Origin of the sequence: Luteibacter jiangsuensis (assembly GCF_030812295.1) — a bacterium.
Taxonomy (GTDB): Bacteria; Pseudomonadota; Gammaproteobacteria; order Xanthomonadales; family Rhodanobacteraceae; genus Luteibacter; species Luteibacter jiangsuensis_A.
In genome coordinates this window covers 890102-909053 of record NZ_JAUSSK010000002.1, presented here as the reverse complement: position 1 = coordinate 909053, position 18952 = coordinate 890102, and the positions used below count along the sequence as shown (strand labels likewise).

17 protein-coding genes are annotated in these 18952 nt (G+C 65.7%); 7 read left to right on the top strand and 10 right to left on the bottom strand.

Going from position 1 to position 18952, the window contains the following annotated elements:
- Positions 1 to 114: 114 nt before the first annotated feature.
- The 4 genes from J2T07_RS09315 to J2T07_RS09300 all read left to right on the top strand — a co-directional run bounded on the left by J2T07_RS09315 (position 115) and on the right by J2T07_RS09300 (position 7342).
- Positions 115 to 1287, top strand: a complete 1173-nt coding sequence (locus J2T07_RS09315) for a murein hydrolase activator EnvC family protein (protein ID WP_306849233.1) — start codon at positions 115 to 117, stop codon at positions 1285 to 1287.
- 14 nt (positions 1288 to 1301) lie between these two features.
- Positions 1302 to 2657, top strand: coding sequence for a S41 family peptidase (locus tag J2T07_RS09310; RefSeq protein ID WP_306849231.1), 1356 nt, complete (start codon positions 1302 to 1304; stop codon positions 2655 to 2657).
- A 102-nt stretch (positions 2658 to 2759) separates the two neighbouring features.
- Positions 2760 to 3020, top strand: a complete 261-nt coding sequence (locus J2T07_RS09305) for a hypothetical protein (RefSeq protein WP_306849229.1) — start codon at positions 2760 to 2762, stop codon at positions 3018 to 3020.
- A gap of 104 nt (positions 3021 to 3124) precedes the next feature.
- A complete protein-coding gene (locus J2T07_RS09300) occupies positions 3125 to 7342 on the top strand; it encodes a neuraminidase-like domain-containing protein (protein ID WP_306849227.1) in 4218 nt (1405 codons plus the stop codon).
- Between the two features lie 48 nt (positions 7343 to 7390).
- Here the strand turns inward: J2T07_RS09300 and J2T07_RS09295 are convergent, their stop codons facing one another.
- The 5 genes from J2T07_RS09295 to J2T07_RS09275 form a co-directional block, all read right to left on the bottom strand.
- Positions 7391 to 8020, bottom strand: a complete 630-nt coding sequence (locus tag J2T07_RS09295) for a hypothetical protein (protein WP_306849225.1) — start codon at positions 8018 to 8020, stop codon at positions 7391 to 7393.
- Between the two features lie 4 nt (positions 8021 to 8024).
- Positions 8025 to 8783: a twin-arginine translocase subunit TatC gene (tatC, locus tag J2T07_RS09290; RefSeq protein WP_306849223.1), complete on the bottom strand. Its 759-nt coding sequence runs from the start codon at positions 8781 to 8783 to the stop codon at positions 8025 to 8027.
- Complete coding sequence (tatB, locus tag J2T07_RS09285) at positions 8770 to 9183, bottom strand: Sec-independent protein translocase protein TatB (protein ID WP_306849221.1); 414 nt, start codon at positions 9181 to 9183, stop codon at positions 8770 to 8772. Before tatB ends, tatC begins: the two co-directional genes overlap by 14 nt.
- A gap of 13 nt (positions 9184 to 9196) precedes the next feature.
- Positions 9197 to 9442, bottom strand: a complete 246-nt coding sequence (gene tatA / locus J2T07_RS09280) for a twin-arginine translocase TatA/TatE family subunit (RefSeq protein WP_306849219.1) — start codon at positions 9440 to 9442, stop codon at positions 9197 to 9199.
- A 71-nt stretch (positions 9443 to 9513) separates the two neighbouring features.
- Positions 9514 to 10203, bottom strand: coding sequence for a lipid-binding SYLF domain-containing protein (locus tag J2T07_RS09275; RefSeq protein WP_306849217.1), 690 nt, complete (start codon positions 10201 to 10203; stop codon positions 9514 to 9516).
- Positions 10204 to 10312: 109 nt separating this feature from the next.
- Here J2T07_RS09275 and hemH point away from each other — a divergent pair, with 109 nt between their 5' ends.
- A complete protein-coding gene (gene hemH, locus J2T07_RS09270) occupies positions 10313 to 11434 on the top strand; it encodes a ferrochelatase (protein ID WP_306849215.1) in 1122 nt (373 codons plus the stop codon).
- On the top strand, positions 11427 to 12266 hold the full coding sequence (locus J2T07_RS09265) for an alpha/beta fold hydrolase (protein ID WP_306849213.1): 840 nt from the start codon (positions 11427 to 11429) through the stop codon (positions 12264 to 12266). Before hemH ends, J2T07_RS09265 begins: the two co-directional genes overlap by 8 nt.
- A gap of 145 nt (positions 12267 to 12411) precedes the next feature.
- Here J2T07_RS09265 and cyoE read toward each other — a convergent pair whose 3' ends face one another.
- Genes cyoE through J2T07_RS09245 form a run of 4 tightly spaced genes read right to left on the bottom strand, consistent with a single transcriptional unit; the run spans position 12412 to position 15769 of the window.
- Positions 12412 to 13323, bottom strand: coding sequence for a heme o synthase (cyoE, locus tag J2T07_RS09260; protein WP_306849532.1), 912 nt, complete (start codon positions 13321 to 13323; stop codon positions 12412 to 12414).
- A 2-nt stretch (positions 13324 to 13325) separates the two neighbouring features.
- Entirely contained in the window at positions 13326 to 14474 is a 1149-nt protein-coding gene (locus J2T07_RS09255) for a COX15/CtaA family protein (RefSeq protein WP_306849211.1), read from the bottom strand.
- Positions 14474 to 15040, bottom strand: a complete 567-nt coding sequence (locus tag J2T07_RS09250) for a hypothetical protein (protein ID WP_306849210.1) — start codon at positions 15038 to 15040, stop codon at positions 14474 to 14476. The genes J2T07_RS09255 and J2T07_RS09250 overlap by 1 nt, the downstream gene beginning before the upstream one ends.
- An 18-nt stretch (positions 15041 to 15058) precedes the next feature.
- Positions 15059 to 15769: an SURF1 family protein gene (locus J2T07_RS09245; RefSeq protein ID WP_306849208.1), complete on the bottom strand. Its 711-nt coding sequence runs from the start codon at positions 15767 to 15769 to the stop codon at positions 15059 to 15061.
- Positions 15770 to 15810: 41 nt separating this feature from the next.
- Between J2T07_RS09245 and J2T07_RS09240 the strand changes: the two genes are divergently transcribed.
- Positions 15811 to 16047 carry a twin transmembrane helix small protein gene (locus J2T07_RS09240; RefSeq protein WP_072322441.1) on the top strand — a complete coding sequence of 79 codons (237 nt, stop codon included), beginning with the start codon at positions 15811 to 15813 and terminating at the stop codon, positions 16045 to 16047.
- Positions 16048 to 16107: 60 nt separating this feature from the next.
- On the opposite strand, the gene J2T07_RS09235 is transcribed toward J2T07_RS09240, so the two are convergent.
- A complete protein-coding gene (locus J2T07_RS09235; RefSeq protein WP_306849204.1) occupies positions 16108 to 18705 on the bottom strand; it encodes a TIM-barrel domain-containing protein in 2598 nt (865 codons plus the stop codon).
- Positions 18706 to 18952: the final 247 nt, after the last annotated feature.

Sequence of the window (18952 nt, the reverse complement as noted above, 5' to 3'; positions counted from 1 at the left end):
GAATAAGCACGGAAAACTTACGGGGTACCCATGAGACCAGTTGCTGGAAACGGCTCCCGGCGCGGAGGACGGGCCATACCAGCCAGCCGCCGCGGGATAGGTAATAATCATCCGATGCGCCCAGTCCCCCGCCTGCCTTTCGCCCTCGCCCTCGCCCTTGCCACGTTCGCCCCCCTCCCGCCGGCCCATGCCGAGCAGGACGCCAAGGCCCGTGCCCAGCAGGAGGAGGCCCGGCAGAAGCTCGAGGGGGTGCGCAAGGACATCGACGCACTCACCCGCCAGCAACGGGAGACGGCCAATGCCCGCGACAGCGCCAACGCCGCGCTGGCAAGGCAGGCCGAGCAGGTCTCCTCGGCGGCCAAGGCGGTCCGTGCCACGGAGGCCGAGCTGGAACAGCGCCGGCACGACCTCGAACAGCTGAACCAGCAGCGGGCCGGCATCCAGGAGGGCCTGGACAAACAGAAGGGCGCGCTCGGGGATCTCCTTCGCGCCACCTATACCCTGGGCCGGGGCTCGGACCTCCAGTTGCTCCTGGGCGACGAGGACGTCAACCGGATCTCGCGCGCCCTCGCCTACTCCCGCTATTTCCAGGAGAACCGCGTGGAGCGCATCCGCGGCCTGCTCGCGGATCTTTCCCGGCTGCAGGAGGTCGAAGCCGCCATCACGGCCGAACAGCAGAAGCTGGAGGCCGCCCGTGCCGAGCGCGAGAAGCGCGCCGGCGAACTGGAAAAGCAGCGGTCCGACCAGCAGAAACTGGTCGCCGAAGCGGATTCGAAATACAAGGACCAGGCGCAGCGCATGGCCGCCCTGAAACAGAACGAGCAGGACATGAACGCACTCGTCGCCCGGCTGCAGAAGGTGATCGACGAGGCCGCCAAGGCCGCCGAGCCCGCGCCGGCACCGAAGGGCGCGCCGGCCAGCGCCCCCATGGGCAACCTGCGAGGCAACCTGCCGTGGCCGGCCAACGGTCCCGTGCATGCCTACGGCAACGGCGTGATCATCGTCGCCCCCCGCGGCAGCGAGGTGAAGGCCGTCGCGCGCGGTCGCGTGGTGTTCGCCAGCTTCCTGCGCGGCTACGGCATGATGATCATCGTGAACCACGGCAATGGATTCATGAGCATGTACGGCAACAACGAGACGCTGCTGCACGGCGTGGGCGACACGGTGGAGGCCGGCGAAGCCGTCGGAACCGCCGCGGCGCCCGCCGGTGACAACGGCGCCTACTTCGAGCTGCGCCAGGGTGGCAAGCCCATCGATGCGCGCGGCTGGCTCGGCAAACGGCATTGATCCCGGAGAAAGGCATGCGTCAGCACCCCCTTCGCCTCGCCCTCGCGCTGGCACTCGGCGCCGTCGCGGCGATCCCCACCGCCCAGGCGCAACAGAAGCCGCTCAGGCAACCGGATGCGCCCGCGGCGTCCTCGACCAGCGCGGCAGCCGTCGTCGAGAAAGCCGACGAAGCGGTCAGCCTGGACGATGTTCGCAATTTCACGCGGGTGTACCACATCGTCCAGCAGGCCTACGTCGAGAAACTCGACAACAAGACCATCATGAACGCCGCCATCAGCGGCATGCTGCAAAACCTAGATCCGCATAGCGAATACCTCGACAAGGAAGGCCTCGACGAACTGGACGAGGACACCACGGGCCAGTACGGCGGCCTCGGTATCGAGGTCTTGCAGGTGGATGGCATGCTGAAGATCGTCTCGCCGATCGACGACACCCCCGCCTCGCGCGCGGGGATCAAGCCCGGCGACACCATCCTGAAGGTCGATGGCATGGTGGTCGACAGCCAGAACATCGACGAGGCATTCAAGAAGCTGCGCGGCGACCCTGGCAGCAAGATCACCCTCACCATCCTCCACGAGAAGTCGGACAAGCCGATCGACCTGCCGCTGGTGCGCGAGCGCATCAACGTCACCAGCGTGAAGGTGCGCCAGCTCGATCCGGGTTACGTGTACATCCGCCTGAGCCAGTTCCAGGAGGACACGGCCACCGACCTGGACAAGAAGCTGTCCGACTTCATCAAGAAGAACGGTGCGCCGAGGGGCGCGGTGCTCGACCTGCGCTCGAATCCCGGTGGCTTGCTGACCACCGCCGTCGGCGTCGCGGATGCCTTCCTCGACTCCGGCACCATCGTCACCACCAAGGGACGCCTTCCGGACGCCAACCTGCATTTCGATGCGCATCCAGGCGACCTGCTCAAGGGCGCGCCCATGGTGATCCTCACCGACAACGGCACCGCTTCGGCCGCGGAGATCGTCTCTGGCGCACTGAAAGACAACCACCGCGCGCTGATCATGGGCCGACGCACCTTCGGCAAGGGCGTGGTGCAGACCGTGTTGCCGCTCGACCAGGACCACGCGGTGAAGATCACCACCGCGCGTTACTACACGCCCAACGGCACGTCGATCCAGGCCGAGGGCATCAAGCCGGATATCGCACTGGCCGATCTCGCGGTCAACAAGGCGGACACCCCGCCACAGCTGATCGGCTCCGAGGCGGATCTGCCGAACCATCTCGTCAACGAGAAGGCCGCCGCCGATGACAAGAATGCCACGGACGACGACGGCAAGCTGGCCATCGAGGATTACGCGCTGTCGCAGGCGCTGAACGTGCTCAAGGGCATGGCGCTGAATCGGCAGGTATCCAACCGGTAGACGCCTACAACCAATGCCGTATGGCGCAAGCCGATGCGAAGCGGGACGCTGTGCGAGGAAACCGGAACGTCCCGTTTCCGTCATTTCAAGGAGGAGCACGCCATGAGTAGGAAGAGCAAGGAAGAAATCCTGGAAGTCATTCTCCGCGAAGCAAAGAACAAACAAGGCACGGAGGCGCAGGCGTGCGTCGAGTTGACGGCTTCGACCGAAATCGCCCCGCTGGTCATTGAAAAGAACAGCCTGGTCAACGATGTGGCGAAAGCGCTTGCGGCCAAGTACGCCGTGACGTTCCCGAAGGATCTGGGAACGTTGGGCACGATCGATGGTGCCGCCGCGTATATCGTCGAGAACATGGACCCATAACCCGGCCGAGGGCGGGCGTCGGTTCGATGCTCGACGACTCCCGCCCGCATCCCGAGGGTTGATCGACGAGGAAGTCACCCGGTTTCCGTGCGAAAGGATTCGCCATGTCTCAGTCGTTGGAAAATGCGCCGTCGCTGGCAAACACTTTCACCGCCGACTATCCGAACCTGTTCGGCGACCAGGGGATCGACCGCTGCCCGGATGAAGCACTCGAAAGCAGCTTCGGTCCGTTCGCCTATGCGGAATCGCTGATCGGCATCGTGCGCAGATTGGAAGCGGCGGTCGGCACCCCGCCGGTCAAGCCCCTGGCGTATCGACGCCCGGACATTCCCGGATTGATCCTCGACGAACCTGCCTTGAACCGGCGGGTTCCACGATTGAGCCTTGTCATCGAATGCCTCGAGGCCATGGTGGAGTCCACACACCCCGGCGACGAGAAGGCCGCGTCCGTGTTGGCCGCCGCAACCTCGCCGGCCAACCTGCCCTTCGATCGTGCCTGGGCCTTGGTTATCCAGGTGCTGCGAAGCAAACGTCAGCAACCCTGGCAACTGCTGCGCCAGACAGACGAGGACTATCCCAATTTCTCCCATCGCGCGGTCGTCAACACGTCGATGCGCAACGCGTTGACGCTTTGCACGGGCTTGGCACCTGCGCAGCTGCGCGCGCTGCAAACCACCCCGGCAACCGACGACGCTCTATGGTCACGCCTTGGACTGCCCACCGGCAGCACCGTCGAGAGCCTGGCCGATTCGGCGACTTTCCTGCGTGCTACCAGCCTGAACCGCAAACGCTTGCGGCAATTGCTGGCCGTCAATGGCGTGGCTCCGAAAGACGATAGCGGCACCTACTCTTCCGTGACCGTCAGCAAAGCGGGAAAACCTGGTGGCCTGGCCGATAGCAGCGCTTTCGGCGCCCGCTTCGTCAACGACGGCCAATCGCCTGCGCTGCGGCTCGTCGCCGGAAGTGCGACGAACAAGACCACACGCATCGACAACTTGAGTACCGGCCACCTCCAGCGCATCGACACCATGCTTCGCCTTCATGCAGGCATGAGCCTGCCGTTCGCGGCCATCGACCGTCTTCTCCAGGCCATTTTCGCCGCCCAGGGTAGCGACGAGGATTTTCAGGTCGATGTCCATGTCTTGCGCGCCCTCGGCCTCTATTGCCATCTGCGCGACAGCCGGCAGGTAAGCCTGGAAGCCTATGCGGCCGTTATCGACGAGATATCTCCCTACGCGACCGGCCGCGACACCCCCTACTACGACGAGCTCTTCCATGCCGGTGCCGGCGGCAGCGATCTCGCCGGCACCGGTGCGCCACTTACCATGGATGACGGAGCGTTCGCGATAGATGGCGGCGATGCGACGGTGCAACAGCTCTGTGCCGGCCTGGGAATCGGCACGGACACGCTGTCCGTCCTGCTTGAATGGACTGTCGAGGCCCAGGAACTCACGACGCCTTCGCGCAACCTGGCACTGATCTCCGCGTGTCATCGCCTGGCCGTGCTACCCCGCTGGCTGGGGCACGATGAGAAGGACGGCCTGGCCTTGCTGCGCCTGTATGAAAAGACGCACCCTGATCTCTTCGAGCAACTCGCCGGCGTGCCGACACTCGGCAAGGTCGATGCCACGCTGGCATCCGACGATACGGCCACGGATGAGCCCGACATCGTCGATGCGATCGTCACGCTCATGAATTTCTCGGACTGGCTGCATCGGCACCGCCTGGACGCCATGTCGATAGGAAGCCTGCTCGACGCAAGCGCTCTCACGCAAGCTGATCTCACCCGTCTCATTCCGAACGTGTCCGCCCGGACACAAACCGTCACCGATGGCCGCCTGCGTGACGCCTTCCTGGAAATGCCCTTCGCGATCGATGCCGAACGCGCTCCAACCCAGGTATTGTCGCCACTCATCGAAAGTACCGGCATCTTCAGGGACAGCGTGTTCGACCTGGACCAGGCCGCGCTGGACGTGCAGATAGGGAGCGCGCTCGATGCAGTGAAGGACACGACCACGGGCAAGCTCGTAACGACCGCCACCAAGCTGGTGCGGACGAAAACCCGTATCGGGCAACGTCTTCGCGAGCTGCTCGATGGCCAGCGAGCCCTCGCGGACCAGATCCTCGCGGTGCTGATCCCGGAGGTCACCGACCCCGATACGCGCGCGAGCCTTGGCAAATGGGCCGGTGCCACGCCGGCATCGATCCTGGCCCTGGTCGATGGCACCGGTTCAACCGGCAGCGAAACCATTCCCTGGTTGGATGCATTACGCCAGCGATCACAGCTGGTTTCCCGACTGGCTATCGATGCGCCCACCCTGGAGGCACTGCGCGCTCATCGCGAGTGGTTCGACCTTGACGAAGACGACATACGGAACCCTGGGCTGATCGTCGTTCATCGCCTCACCGAGTGGAACAAAACGGTGCGTGATGTAGCCGCCCGTTCGGGTAGCGAAGTAGAGAAGGCAGGTATGGAGTTGATCGCCTACCTTGGTTCAGCCGGTGAAAACGCACAGGGTGATCCGGCCACGCGACTTGCCGGCTTGCTGGGTGTGGACAAGGCCGTCGTGGCGTCCGTTGCCGCCCGGATTTCGCCACCCCCATCGGGCCGCTCACTGACCACTGCCAGCCATATCGCCTGGTTGTTGCGCCTGCAAGCGCTGGCCGACCGGACCACGATATCTGTCGAGGCCATGCTGGCTCTTGGCAGCCTCGAACCCCAAAGCAGTGCGGCGGACATCGAAGCCGCGGCGCAATTGCTGCTCGCCACCTGTCAGCCTTCCGAACGCGATCTCATCGTAGGCACTCACAATGAAGCGTGGCGCGACGCCATGGTCGCCTGGCTCCTCGTCCATTCAACGGATATCGACGGCCGGAAATTCGCCGAGCGCAACGAACTTTCGGCTTGGCTCCTCGCCGATCTCGAGGTCGGCGCCGAACCGGAAACCACACGTCTGGCCGCCGCCCTCGACAGCCTTCAACTCTACATCCACCGTTTGCTCAGTGGCCTGGAAAGGCATCTGAATCCGAATGCGGACATCAAGGAGGAACGACGCCAATGGAGCGCTTTTCGCTCCCGCTATGTCGACTGGCGACAATACAGGGAACGGCGGGAATACCCCGAAAACCACATCCATCCCGCGCGCCGCCAACGCAAGACCGCCGCCTTCCTCGACCTGGAGACACAACTGGCGCAGGGGCAGGCCCGACCCGCCGATATCGACACGACCCTGCTCAGATACCTCGCGGATTTCGAGCGAACCAGCAATATCCAGGTAATCTCCGCTTATCACGACGGCGTCGACCCTGTCCGGGACGAACTCCACCTGGTTGGCCGAAGCAATATCGAACCCTATGAATACTTCTGGCAGTCCGCCCGAATGGACGTCGAGGCGGCGGATGGTCACACCGGCATGCTGGCCTGGAGTGGCTGGACAAAGATCGACCTGCCGATCAACGGCGAACTGACACGAACGAAGATTCCCCAGCCGCTCAAATCCGCCGACACCCTGGCCAAGACATTGGCCAACGACATCTCCGCCGCGGGAGCCGCACGGAGGAAAGCCTCGGCGTGGCCCGGCATTAAAGAAGGTCAGCGCGTATGGGTGCGCTGCGAGGGCGTGAGGGCCGATGGCTCCGTGAGCGAGCGGGACATGTTTCCGTTATCACGGACGGTGACAGCCGCCGAAGTCATCGAAGGACTCCGTGTTCCGCTGCCATTCGACTATGTCGATGACCTGGGCGACCATGGCCAGCTGCACATCATCTTCAAGGCCGCTCTGGACGGGGGCGCAAACGAATCCAATGCGGCAGCATTCCCGGTGTCCGTACTCGATATCCCGAAATGCGTGACGCTCTCCGTAAGGACTGCGGCGACGAACGCGGATTGGGTCTTGCACACTTCGAGAGCGGTACCATCCATTTCGACCATCGCGGGTTACTTGGCCCTATCGGCGGAGGAAGGACCAACCAAGCTGGTGCATGAATTGCCTTCACCAAGCTGGTTGCGGGCTACGGCGGTAGATTCCCGCGGAGTCGAACATGCGATCAGCTTGGTAGATTCCCGCGGAGTCGAACATGCGATCAGCTTGCGCGCCAGGCGCCTTGCGGAGGGCGGCCCGAGCTACGCGATCAACACCACCACGGTGATTCCAAACAAACCTTTCAACACCTATTTCCGCATTCAATGCCTTGCGTCGGACAATCCGGGGCTACCCGCTGGAGCATACAAGGGGCAGCTGGTCCTCCAGTTGACGGGAAAGGACGTGCCAAAGGTGATCGAGTCGATCTTCATCGACATCGACATCGACATCACCGCGTGACGTCGGCGACAACAGCAGCATTGGGCCGCGCACAACGCCGTGCGCGGGTCACCAGAACTTCCACCACGGCCGCGAGGCCTTCTCCACCGCCTTGCGTACCTTGCGCGGGAGGTCGGGATCGGACGGTGGAGCGGCGGTGGCTTCGGCCACGACCCAGCCTTCACAGGCCGTCGCGCCATAGGCCGACGCGGGCAGGTCGGCGTGGAAGGTGGTGACGCTCTGCGCGAGTTCGATCGGCAGGGAATAGTAGTGGTCCACGTCGTCGCCTTCCGCGTCGGCCGCGTCCTGCAGGCCCTCGATGCGCGCATGGATGGCGTCGAACGCCGCCGGAAGGCTGCCGCTCGTGGAGAGGTCGCGCGTGTCGTCCTGCTGCCCATCGTGCTCGGCGCGCCAGTTGCGGATGCCGTTGATGTAGCAGGTGGCGGAACTCACCATCACGTCGTCATCGTATTCGCAGGTGACCAGCACGCAACCGCGCGACAGCCGGCGCATGTCATCCTCGGCGATCAGTGGCGCCGCGAAGCGGGTGACCACGACGAACCAGCCGTTCGGCAAGGCAATGGAGAAACCACGGCGCGGCTGGGTCGCCGTCTGGCCATTCGGCACGAGATCGAGCGCCACGCGCACTTCGTCACCGCCCTTGCCCTTGACCGCCAGCCAGCCGATCGAGGCGCCCATGGCATCAATCCCCGGCGGGTGGCTTGAGCAGGAAACGCACCGCCAACAGGCCCAGTTCGTAGAGCAGGCACATGGGCACGGCGAGCATCACCATCGAAAGCAGGTCGGGCGGGGTGATGAACGCCGCGATGGCGAACGCGCCCACGATGGCATAGCCACGACCCTTGCTGAGTTTCTCCGCGTCGACGACGCCGATCGCGGCGAGGATCACCACAGCCACCGGTACTTCGAAGCAGAGGCCAAAGGCGAAGAACATCAACATCACGAAATCGAGGTAGTGCGTGATGTCGGTCATCATCGCCACACCTTCGGGCGTGACCGCGTTGAGGAACTTGAAGGCCGCCGGCAGCACCACGAAATACGCGAACGCGCAGCCGGAGTAGAACAGCACCAGCGAGGCGACCAGCAACGGCCGGGCCAGGCGCTTCTCGTGCCGGTACAGGCCCGGGCTGACGAAGGACCACAGCTGGTAGAGGATCATCGGCATGCTGATGAACAGCGCCACGAAGAAGGCGAGCTTCAGCGGCGTGACGAACGGACTGGCCACTTCGGTGGCGATCAGGTGCGCGCCTTGCGGCATACGCTCGACCAACGGCTTGGCCAGCTCCGCGTAAAGATGGTTCGCCACCGGCACGAGGGCCAGCAAAACCAGCAGCAGCACGACGATCGCCTTCAGCAACCGCGTGCGCAGTTCCATCAGGTGGGAGAACAGGCCCTCTTCGACCACGTCGTCGGGCGACGGATCGGGCTCACGTGCGGTCATGCTGCTCGTTCCCGGACGGCGCGGGCTCGTCGCGCTTCAGCGGGAGCATGTCGACCGCGGGGTCGGGCTCGCCGGCCGTGGCACGCGCCGTTTGTGTTTCCGTGAAGGTGTCACGCACGCGCTCGCCGGCGCCGCGGATCTCGGCGCTGGCGGCGTGGATGTCCTGGCGCACGCTGTCGTGGGCGGCCCGGGCGTTGTCGGCGGTCTCGCGCAAGGTGCGTTTGATCTCCTCGGCCTGGATTTCCCGCTCGACCTCGGCGCGCACGCTGTCCCAACCGTTGCGCATGCGGCGCAACAGGGCTCCCGCGGTGCGGGCGGCATGGGGCAGGCGTTCAGGGCCGAGGACGATGAGGGCGATCACCGCGAGCAGCAGCAGCTTGCCTAGACTGATGTCGATCATGGCGGCGCCAGGATCACTGACCGCGGTCGCGCGGCTCGCTCGTCTCGCTGTGGACCGGCGGCACCTGGGTCGACGACGGCGGATCGGCGCGCAGCTTTTCCTCACGCTCGCGGGCCGCCTTGGCCTCTTCGTCGCCATCCAGGCCCTTCTTGAAGTCGCGCATGGCGCCGCCCAGGTCCGAGCCGATGTTGCGAAGCTTCTTCGTACCGAAGATCAGCACGACGACGAGCAGCAGGAGGACGATATGGGTAATGCTCATGGAAACCTCGAGGGCGCCCTCATCGGCGCCGGTGGGACGGGCCGGCGCCCAGGGGGAGCGCCGGTTGACGATCAGCGGTTAGTGTACTCCTCCAGTTTATCCCTGAATTCCACCACCTCGCTTGGAACATTCGTCACACCGCCTTCGAAAATACGGCGGGGGGTGATCCCCGGGCCGTAGATTTCCTCGTTGGAATCGTCGTCGATGCTGATCCGGGCGCCGTCCAGCGCGATGCCCGCGAAGAGGCCCTTGGAACGGGAATAGGTGTAGATCTCGGCCTTCATCTGGCCGTCGGTGGCCGCCGTGGCCGACCGGCCCACCGGGCCGGCAGCGGCCGATGCGCTGGCGCCCATCGTGAATTTGCCGTCGATGATGCTGTCCACGCCGCGGTCGGTGCGGAAGACGAGGATCACGTCGGTGGACTGGATGCCCGCCTGGAAGCCCACCCCGGCGGCGGCGGTGGAGATGAAATTCGGGTTCGACCAGGTACCGTCCCGTGTCTTGATCGAGATCAGGCCCTCGCCCTTGGCGCCGGAGAACACGAAACCGCCCTTGACCATGCCCGGGATCACGGCGATGGCGCGAGCGTTCTTCAGAAGGTCGGCCGGCAGGGACTTGTCGGGGGCGTCGTCGATCATCTCCGAGAGCACCCGAACCGCTTCCCTGGCCTGGGTACGCGGCGGGTCTGCCGCCTGCGCCGCCATGGACGGGAGCAGGGTGAGAAGTCCGAGGGCGAGCAGACGGGACAGGCGTGGGGACATCGGGTGGCTCCTTTCTGACGCGGGAAGGCATCGGCTGCGGCAACACGGGCAAGCCCCGCCGCGCCGCCGTATGGCAGACTGCGGCGATCCCCGCGAGCGCCGGACGCCGATGCCAGGTACGCCAAACTATACCGGCCTTGCCGGCCATTCCCACGACACCCCGTCCCAGGCGGCGGTGCTGCTGGTTAATCTCGGTACACCTGACGCGCCCACAGCAGCCGCGGTCCGGCCCTACCTCGCCCAGTTCCTCGGCGATCCGCGTGTCATCGAGTATCCGCGCCTGCTCTGGCTGGCGATCCTGCACGGCGTGATCCTGCGCGTGCGGCCCAAGCGTTCGGCGCACGCTTACGCACGCATCTGGACGGCGGACGGCTCGCCCCTGCGCGTGGGCAGCGAGGCCCTCGCCACCGCGCTCCAGGCGGAACTAGCCTCTCGCGTGGCCGGCCCGGTCCGCGTGGCGCTGGCGATGCGCTACGGCAAGCCCGACGTCGCAAGCACCATCGCCGCCTTGCAGCGCGAGGGCGTGCGCCGCCTGCTGGTGCTTCCGCTGTATCCGCAGTACTCGGCCACGTCCACGGGAAGCGTTTTCGACGCGGTCGCCGACACCGTGAAGGGGCTGCGATGGCCTCCGGAACTTCGCCAGGTCAACGACTATCATGGCGAGGCGAGCTACATCGCCGCGCTGGCCGATAGCGTCCGCGCGCACTGGGCCGCCAACGGCCGGGGCGAGAAGCTATTGATGAGTTTCCACGGCATCCCTGAGCGGTACCTGCGCGCCGGGGATCCTTACTTCTGTCAGTGCCATGCCACGGCGCGCCTGCTTCGCGAAGCCCTGGGCCTGTCCGAGGACGAGGCGCCGATCAGCTTCCAGTCGCGGGTGGGGCGCGAGCGCTGGTTGCATCCGTATACGGATGAGACGGTCAAGGTGTTCGGCGGGCGCGGCATCAAACGGATCGACGTGATCAGCCCCGGCTTCGCCGTGGATTGCCTGGAGACACTCGAGGAAATCGCCATGCAGAACGCGGACTTCTTCCGCGAGGCCGGTGGCGACACGCTGAGCTATATCCCCTGTCTCAATGCCACGCCGGCACACGTGCAGGCCTTGACCGACCTTGTCCTTCGGCATGGCCAGGGTTGGCCCGAGTTCTCGCCCGACTACGATGGCGCGGCCGCCGCGGCGCACCTGGCCGCCGCTCGCGAGCGTGCCCGCCGGATCGATGGCGATGCGTGAGCTGAAGGTGTCGATACCGGGGCTGGAACTGGCGGCCCTGAGCTGGGGCGAGCCGGATGCACAGCCGCTGGTGATGCTGCATGGCTGGCTCGACAACGCCGCCAGCTTCGCGCTGCTAGCGCCACATCTCGCCGGCCGCTTCCACGTGATCGCGCTCGACCTGCCCGGGCACGGTCATTCGCGACACCTTCCCGAAGGCACGGTCTACCAGCACGTCGATTACGCACGCGCCGTGCTGGCCGCCGTCGACGCCCTCGCCCTGCCCCGCTTCCACCTGCTCGGGCATTCGCTCGGTGCCGGCGTGGCGACCATGGTGGCCATCGCGGCGCCGGAACGCATCCGCGGGCTCGCCCTCGTCGAAGGCCTGGGCCCGCTCGGCGACGACGGTTCGCGCACGCTCGACCGCTTTCGCGAAGCGATGGCGGTGAAGGCCCATGGCGGCAATCGGCCATTGCGCGTGTTTCCGTCCATCGACGACGCGGCCCGCGCCCGTGCCTTGGCCAGCGGCCTCGATGCTTCGCTGGCGCGGCATATCGTCGAGCGCGGCCTGCGCGAGGTCGCGGGCGGTTACAGCTGGCGCAGCGACCCGCGCCTGTCCCGGCCCACGGCGATCCGCCTTGCGGAAACCCAGGTCATGGCGCTGTTGCTGGGTCTCGCGGCGCCGACTTCATTGCTGCTCGCCCGCCCCCACGCACCTTACCTCGAACCCGAGGCGATGCAGGTGCGCATCGACTGCGTGGCGGACATCCGGGTGACCCACATGGACGGCGGTCACCACCTGCACCTCGAACGCCCTGCCGACGTGGCGAGCTGGCTGCACACAGCGCTCTAGTACAGCCTTTGGCAACCTTGTGGGAGCCGCTTCAGCGACGATCGGGCGCTCACCTCAAACGGGCCCGCTGCCGCGGGATCGCCGCTGAAGCGGCTCCCACAGTAAATAAGCTCCCACCGTGAAGCGGCTTTCACGCTTTTGGCGATCAGGCGACCGGTTCGAAGCGGAAACCGGTCTGGATGACGGGGTCGACCAGCCAGTGGTCGGCCAGCAGGAAGGCGAACAACACCATCAGGTAGACGATGGAATAGTTGAACATCTTCATGGCGAAGAGATCGTCCGGCGGGTTCAGCATGCGGACCGCATACCAGAGGAAACCCGCACCGAGCACCACCGCGCCGAACAGGTAGATCAACCCGCTCATGCCGGTGAAGAACGGCAGGAGGGTCACCACGAAGAGCAGGATCGTATAGAACAGGATGTGCCAGCGCGTGTAGGTGACGCCGTGGGTCACCGGCAGCATCGGCACCTGCGCGCGCGAGTAATCCTCGACGCGGAAGATCGCCAGCGCCCAGAAATGCGGGGGCGTCCAGACGAAGATGATGAGCAGCAACTGCAACGCATACGGATGCAGGGAACCCGTGACGGCGGTCCAGCCGAGCATGGGCGGTGCCGCGCCGGCGATGCCGCCGATGACGATGTTCTGCGGCGTCGCGCGCTTCAGGTAGGCGGTGTAGATCACCGCATAGCCGATCAGCGAGAAGAAGGTGAGCACCGCCGTGAGCATGTTCACCAGGAACACGAGGATCAGCATCGAGACGATGCCCAGGCTCATCGCGAACACGAAGACCTGCATCGACGTGAGCTGGCCAGTGGCCAGCGGGCGATGCGAGGTCCGCGTCATCAGCTTGTCGATGCGCTGGTCGATCAGGTGGTTGAACGCCGCCGCCGATGCCGAAGCCAGCCAGATGCCCAGCGTGCCGAAAACCACGGCGTGCCAGCCTGGCAACACGCGCTGCCCGTTCGCATCCACCGCGAGGAACATGCCGATGATGGCGCAGAAGACCAGCAACGCGACAACGCGCGGCTTGGTCAGTTCGAGGTATTGACCGAGCATGCTCAAGGGGACTCCGGCACGGGCAGGCGCTGCGTGCTGGCAAGCGCCACCAGCAGGGTGAACAACAGCAGCGCGGCTACGCCATTGTGCGCCGTGGCCACCGGCAGCGGCAGCCCGAGGTGCACGTTGCCGATGCCGAGCAGCACCTGGGCCACCAGTACCACGGCGACGGCGATACCCGCCTTGCGCAGCCCTGCCCTGGCCAGCCGGTGAGACAACCAGCCGAGGTAGCAGAAGGTCACCAGGGCGCCGATGCGATGGGCGAGTTGGATCGCACTGCGCGCGGCCATGTCGAGCACGCCACCTTCGTAGTTGACACCGATGCCGCGCCAGAGCACGAAGGCCTGCGGGAAATCGGTCTCCGGCCACCATTGGCCAAGGCACTTGGGGAAGTCGATCCCGCATGCGAGCGCGGCGTAGTTCGAACTGGTCCAGCCGCCGAGGGCGATCTGGCACACCAGCACGACGATGCCGATCGCGACCGGCGCACGCAAGGCGGCGAAGCGGTCGTCCGGCGTGCCGACACGCCACCAGCGCAACGCCACCCAGGCCAGCAAGGCGAACGTCGCCAGCCCGCCGAGGAGATGGCCCATCACCACGATGGGTTTCAACAGCAGGGTCACCGTCCACATGCCGAGCATGGCCTGGAAGATGATGACGGCCAGTGCCGCCACACCGACCTTCCACGCGCCAGGACGGTCGAGCGTCGCCGCGGCAATCAACGGCAAGGCGATCGCCAGCGCCGACACGCACGACGACACCACGTGCTCGCCGCGCATATACATGACCACGCCCACCGCGGCGAACACCGCCGCGAGCGACACCGCCACCACGGCGAACCGGCGGCGCCACGCGGCGATCAATGCGATCGCCAGCACCATCACACCCAGGCTGCCGGCAAGAAAACGGTGCACCTGCTCACGCCAGGCCTTGTGCGTCTCGTAGGGGCGGTCGGGAAAGGCTTCGTTCGCCTGCGCGATGTCCTGCGCATGGCCCGGCCAGGTGGCCTTGCCGTAGCAGGTCGGCCAATCGGGGCAGGAGAGCCCCGCGTTCGACAGGCGCACGAAGGCGCCGAACATCACCACGCCAAAAGCGAACAGCGCCGCGAGCAGCGCGAGCGTCCTCAGGATCTTCACGGAACGCGGCGACATCAGCGAATCACCTTCTGCAGGTCCTTGCGCAGCCCATTCGGGTCGAAGCCTGCCGGGTAATACGACAACGCGGTCGCGTTGGACTCGACCAGCACGGCGGCCACGCTGTCCGGTTCGGTGGGGCGGAACTCGCCGAAAGCGTCCGCGGGATCGCTGCCGACCTTATAGGCGGCCATCACCGCATCCGCCCCGGCCGCCGTCGGCGCGCCGCCCAGGTAAAGCAGGCGCAGCCGGTCGGCGTTGCGGTTGAGCACGATCCGCGCATTGCGCATGAGGCCGAGGGTGTGCACGCAACGCACCGCGCAATCCGGGCCCGGCAGCGCCACCAGGGTGAGGCGCGGTTCGACATCGCGCCATGCCCAGGGCTGGCCATCGACCTCCACGCGTACGCCGGCGAGGCTGCGCTGCGGCACGATCGGCTGCCCGTTGCCCTTGCCTTGGGGTTGCCAGCCGGAAAGGGTGAGCAACCCCGCGGCGACGATCGGCGCGAGGAAGACCAGCATGATCAGGACCAGCTTGAGGCGGCCGCTGCGGGGTGTCGTGGTTCGGACGGTCGGATCGGTCATGAGCTCTCGGGCCGCTACTCAGCGTCGCTTGCGGTGCAGGAGGACGAAGATCACCAGTGCCGCGAAGGCGAAGGTGAACCACTGGAATGCGTAGGCGCGATGGCGTGCCGGAGGCATGAACCCCGGCGTCCAGTCGCGCGTATAGATGCTTGCCGGATCGGCGTCCAACAGGAGCACGCGAGGATACAGCGAGCGCCCCAGGTCGGCCCCGATTTCCTTCAGGTCCACGTAGACGACCGTCTTCTCCGCGCTCTTCTGCAAGGGCAGGCGGTCGCCGCCCATGCGGATGCCCACGCCAGGCGGCGGCACGTACAGCCCGCGGACGCTCGTCTGTCCCATCGGCAAGGGCGGCAGGCGGGGGTTCGCGCCGGATTCCTTGGGCAGGAAGCCGAGGTCGACCAGCAGGTAGGGGTCCTTGCCGAACGGGGCGAACGGCGCGTACACATGCACCCCCACCTTGCCCCCGTGGGTCTGGTCGTCGAGCAGGTAGTAATGGCCGGGCACGAAGGCGCCGCGCACGTCGACTCGCGGGTAGCGGTCGCCGGGCGGAACCTCGGCCACCGCGCCGAAGTCCTCGACCTCGGCCGAAGCCGATGCGGCGAACCGCCGCAGCAGCTCGTCCTTCTCGTCCGCGCGATCCAGTTGCCAGACGCCCAGGCGCACGAAAACCAGCACGCCAGCCACGGTGAGTGCGACAGCGAACCACGTCGGACGGCGCAGGAAGGTCATGCAAGACCCTGCGTGGTGACCGCTATACTCGGATTGTCGAAATGGGGCGGAACGGTCACGTGGAAACCATCTACAAATACGCGCTGGTGATCCTGCTGCTGGTGGTGCTGTTCAACCTGGGGCAGGCCCTGTTCTTCATGATGACCGACAAGGGACAGAGCAAACGCACCGTCTGGGCCCTCACCCGCCGCATCGGCCTGTCGTTGCTGCTCATCGCCATGGTGGCGCTGGGCATCTTCATGGGCTGGCTGCACCCCCACGGGGTGGGCCAATTCTAGCGCCTGCGCCGGGAAGACCAAGGCGCGGTGCGGCAATCGGTGCCGCCCCGCGCCTTGGGATCAGCGACTCGCATCCAGCCGCGCCCTGAACGTCGCGCGCATGTCGGCCGGCACACCACCCAGCTCCAGCGCCTTGTCCAGCTGCGCATAGCGCTTGCGGAAGGCCGCGACTTCCTCCGCGAACCGCTCCGGGTGGTAATCGATCAGCAGATCGGCCTGTGCGGCGAGCGAGACCTCGTCGGGAACGCCGTTCACGTCGTCCCAGTGCGCCTTCAGCCACGCCACCGCCTCGCGCACGTCGCGCATCTGGCCCGTGAGGCCGTTCACATCCGGGGCATTCGCGGGCCAGGTCACCTCGACCACCTGCGCGGTGTCGTAGCCATGCTCGGGAAGGGTCACGTGCAGCGTGAGGTCTTTGCCGATGAGGCGCCAGGCACCTGGCTTCGCGTCGTCGGAGCGGCCGAGCGCCACGCCATCGACGATGATGCTCACCGGCATCGCCGAGCCCACGACATCCACGGACCACTGGCGCGACGCGGGCATGCCCGGATAGCTGCCGGCACGGGGTGCGATCTTCACGCGAAGGGCGTGCTTCGACCACTCCGACGAGAGCGCCGTGCGTGCGAACGCGTCGGTGCGGTACGACTCGTCGTCACCCGCGTCCTCGTAGAGCTCCGCCTTGCCGTTACCGCCCGGATAGACACGCAAGGTACGTGCACCACGGTCGTGAGCCACGCTCACGGACGGATCGGTGCTGGTCGGGACGATGGCGCCGGCACGCATGAATACCGGCACCTCGTCCAGGCGATAACGGCCACCGAACATGCGGCCACCCTTCACGACGCTGCCGTTGGTGGTGTCGAACCAGCTCCCCGGCGGCAGCCACGTCTCGTGCACGGTGAAGCCGTTGACGTCACCCGCCGCGGTCACCGGCGAGACCAGAAGGTCGTCGCCGAACATGTACTCGCCGACCGCCTTATAAGCCTCGTCGCTATCGGGCCACCCGTAATACATCGGGCGCACCAACGAGATACCCGTGTCATACGCCTTGCGGCCCATGGTGTACGTATAAGGCAGAAAGGTGTAGCGCGTGAGCACGGTATCGCGCAGCGCATCGAACTGCGCCGGTGCGAAACGCCACGGCTCCTTCGTGAGGTTCGGGTTCTTGGTGGTATGCGTGCGCATGATGGGGCTCCATGCGCCGAACTGCATCCAACGGATGTACAACTCAGGATCGATGCGGCGCGTGGCCGGATCGCTTTCGTCTCGGAACGTGTGGCCGCCGAGGTCGTGGCTCCAGTAGCCATACAGCACGTTGGACGCGGTGGCCGTGAAGCGCGGCTGGAACGCCAGCGAGCCCCACGAGATGATCGAATCGCCCGAGAAACCCACCTGGTAACGATGGTTACCCAGGCCACCCCACCGGTGGTAGATCAGGGCGCGCTTGTCGCCCTGCTCTTGCATGTGGGTGAAGAACACATGGTTGAGCCACCACGTGTTGGACAGGCCCGGCATCGCCTTCGACTCCTTCCACTGCTGCCAGTCCAGCCACCAGAAGCTCACGCCCATGGCGTGCAAGGGATCGAGCACCGTGCTGAAGTACGCCGCCATGTACGTCGCGTCGGCCGCCTCGAACGGCAGCGGCTTCGCCGGGTCGGCCTTCAACGCGGCCATGAAATCCTTGTAGGCATCTTCGTGAGGCAGGATGCCGGACGCCGGATGCAGGTTCAGCGTCGTCTTCAGCCCCTGCTCGCCGAGCCAGCGAAGCAGGCGGCCCGGTTCGGGGAACAGGCTGCGGTTCCACGTATAGCCCGTCCAGCCCATGCTCTGGCCGTTGATGTCCTTCTTCGGATGCACCCACGAAAGACCGTCGGTACGGTGCCAGTCCATGTCGATCACGAGGACGTCGAGCGGAATGCCATACCGGTTGAAGTGGGCGACGAGATCGCGCAGTTCGTCGTCGCTGTAGTTCCAGTAGCGCGACCACCAGTAACCGAAGGCGTAGCGTGGCGGCAGCGGTTCGCGCCCGGCGACCAGGGCGAAATCGCCCAGCGCAGCGGTGTAATCGTGGCCGTAGCCGAAAAAGGTGTAGTCGGTGCAATCCTGGCAGGCGCGACGGTGCACCCAGGGCAGTTTCTCGTTGCCCAGCACGAAGCTACCGGTGTCGTCGACGAGATGCCAGCCATCGCGCGAGATCAGGCCGTCGCCCAGGTCAAGCAACGAGTTGTCCGACGCGTGGCGTTCGCCATCCACCTGGTCGAGCGTGCGCGCGGTGCCGCCGAGGTTGGCGGCTTCCTTCAAGCCGGGGTGCCAATCGATGGCAGGCTTCGTCGTCTTCGACGCGATGCCGAGGTTATCGGCCGTGAAGGCACCCGAGCCTTCCCTGTAGCGCAGCGTGAGCACGCCCGTGCGGATGACCAGCCACCCCTTTTCATGATCGACCCTGGCCTTCACGTCCGGGGCGTCGCCACGCGTGGCGAAGACCAGCGATGGAGCGTCCTCGAACTGGGCGTTCGGCGAATACTCCATGCGGATAACGCGTGGCGTGAGCACCGTGAAGCGGGCTTGTCCGCTGACAACGGGCGTATCGGTGGCGTGCAGCGGCGCGGTGGCGGCACACGCGAACACCGCGAGCGCGGCCAGGCGATACATCTTCATGCGGGACCTCCCCTTTTTCAGGAGGCCCGAACCTAGCATGAGATCGATTTAGCCGGGTTAGCCATCCAGACTTCCCAACAGTTGACACCCAGCCACCACCGCGCGAGGATCGACCCATGAATCGTCCGTCCCACCTGATTACGCCGATTAGCATCGCCATCGCATCGATGGTGGGTTGAATCACGCGCGCAAGGTGACCGACAACCCGCCCCCAGAGGCGGGTTTTTCATAGCCGCCTCCGGCCCAC